A 2,490-nucleotide genomic window follows, 5' to 3' on the forward strand; every position below is an offset into this window, starting at 1 on the left:
CGTCAGATGTGTATAAGAGACAGCGCGGCACCCCGCTGCGCTGGGCCACCGCGGGCACCGTCCTCGTCACCGTCGGGACGGCGGCCTGCGCGGCCTGGACGTCGCCGACGACCACGCGGTTGATGCGCGTCGAGGACCCGTTGCCGGCCATCGCCGCCCACGAGGCACACAGCGCCCGCGCGGCTCTCGTGCTCGAACTTCACGCGCGTGCGGACGCCGCCGACTTCACCGTCCGCAGCCGCGAGGCCGGGCTGCCGGCTGCCGACGCCGGCGTCCCGACGATGCGGACCCCCGCCGCCGTCACGCGGGCGATCGGGTCGCTGACGGACGCCACGGCCGATCGATCCGACGCGGCGCGCGCGCTGCGCGAAGCCGGCGTCGCGTACGTGAGCGCAACCCAGGAGCCCGGGGCACGCTCGCTCGAACTCGACGGCGTGGACGGCCTCACGCCCATGGCGAGCACCGCCGGCACCTCGCTCTACCACGTCGACGGAGAGGGCGCCGAGCGCGCCGCCCGCGTCGTCGTCACGGACGGCGAGAATCGCACGATCGTGCCCGTGAGCGGCGACCATGCGCGCGTCTCGACGACGCTGCCCGCGGGCGCTGCCGCGCGACGCGTGGCCGTCGCGGCTGGGCCGGGCTTCGCCGAGCACGCGAGCGTGACGCTCGACGGCCGCCCCCTGCGGCACGTCGCAGGCGACCTGCCGACCCACGAACTGGGCGCTGCGGGCGGTCGTCTGGAGATCGATCCCGGGACGGCGTGGCGCGGCTGGCGCTGGGCGCAGCTCGGCCTGTTCGGTGTCGTCGCGTTCCTCGCGCTGCCGTTCGGAACGCGGAAGAAGGAGCGCGCATGAGCCGTTCGCGCACGAGTCGGCCACGCACGTGGGGCGCTCAGGGGTGGATCCGCGCCGGCGTCCTTGCCGCCGGGACGGGCGCCGTCGTCCTGGCAGCGCAGGCCGCGCCCGTCCACCCGCCGAAGGCAGCGGCGCCGACGGCCCGCGCCGCCGCGATGCCCGTCGACGCGGCGTCGCTCGTGTGCCCGGGCGGCGAGGGCAAGGACGCGGCGACGCTGGCGCTCGCGTCGGCGCCGATGCAGCTGTCGTCGATGCTCGGCGGCGGGGGGCAGCTGCAGGTGAACGAGGCGGGTCACAGCTCAGCCGTGACGCTCGCGCGCGGCCACAGCATGACCCGCACCTGGAAGAACGGGCCCCTCGACGTCGTCGCGCGAGGCGCCTCGGCGCCCGGCATCACGGCAACGCAGTTCCACGAGGCGAACGGCGCCGTGAGCGCGCAGGCCTGCACCCAGGCCACGGCCGAGGCGTGGATTCCGGTGGGGGACAAGCAACCCGGCAGGCTGCTCACCGTCACCCTCGTCAACCCGGGCGCACGCGCGGGGTCCGTCGACGTCGACGTCCGCGCGGCTGACGGCGCGCTCGACTCCGCCGCGATCGCCGACAAGGCCGTGCCCGCGCATGGACGCGTCAGCGTCAACATCCCCGCGGACGCTCTCGCGCACGCTGCGGTCGTCGTTCACGTCCGTAGTGAGGATGGTGCGGTCGTCGCGAGTGTCCGCGACCGCGTCGGCGAAACCGAGCGCAAGGGCGACGACGTCGCCGCCCAGTACGCACCGCCCGCGCCGGTGCAGGAGATGCCCGGCGTGCCGGTCGTCGACCGCTCCGTACGTGTGCGTCTCGCGGCGCCAGGCTCCCGCGCGGCCGTCGTGCGCCTCCAGGCGTCCGGGAAGGACGCCGGTGACGTGAGTGAACGCGTCGTGACGGTGCCCGTCGGGCGCAGCCTCGACGTCACGCTCGACGGCATCGACGACGACGTCGCCGCGGTGCGCGCGAGCTCGCAGGAGAACATCATCGCCTCCGCCTTTGCGTCCTCGGCGTCCAAGAAATCGCGCGACTTCACCTGGGTGCCCGCCGCCCCGGCGCTTGATGCCGCAGCCGGTGCCAGTCTCGACGGGGCGCGCCACGCCGGCCGACTCGTCGTCATGGGCGAAGGGAGGGCGACGTCGGTGACGCTCGTCGTCAGCGATCCGTCCGGGAAAGCGACGCGCCGACGTCTCGACGTCCCGGCGAACGGCTGGGCGAGTGTGGACGTGCCGAAGAACGCCACGGTGTGGCTGCTGCGAGATGACGGATCAGCGGACGCCGCGCCCGTCCACGCCGCGGTGCTCGTCCGCGATGTGGGCGCCGATCAGCCGGTGACGAGCGTGCCGCTCGTGCCGACGCCGTGGCTGCGCGCGCCGGTCGAAGTCACCCAGCGCTGAGGCGCGAACCGCCGAGCCGCAGCAACTCACTCCCGAGCTTCCCCGACACCGAACCACGCCGCCGCCTGAACGCGGCGCGGCGTCCTACCGGTAGGTCAGTGTTCTTCGGCCGAGAGCCACTGCGCGTAGGTGCGTCCACCGATCTGTGTCTGCTCGCTCGGCAGATGCGCGCCGCGGGTGAAGGCTGTCTCTTATACACATCTGACGCTGCCGAC

Annotated in this window: 1 protein-coding gene and 1 pseudogene; both read left to right on the top strand. The window is 74.1% G+C overall.

Annotation, left to right across the window (positions count from 1 at the left end; all coding sequences use genetic code 11):
• Positions 1–854: pseudogene (locus AX669_RS13695) on the top strand (hypothetical protein); the annotation flags it as partial.
• Positions 851–2,275: a DUF5719 family protein gene (locus AX669_RS09410; protein ID WP_062258058.1), complete on the top strand. Its 1,425-nt coding sequence runs from the start codon at positions 851–853 to the stop codon at positions 2,273–2,275. The pseudogene AX669_RS13695 and the gene AX669_RS09410, both read left to right, overlap by 4 nt.
• Positions 2,276–2,490: the final 215 nt, after the last annotated feature.

This window comes from Dermacoccus sp. CCH2-D9 (assembly GCF_001556795.1).
GTDB classification, from domain to species: domain Bacteria; phylum Actinomycetota; class Actinomycetes; order Actinomycetales; family Dermatophilaceae; genus Dermacoccus; species Dermacoccus nishinomiyaensis.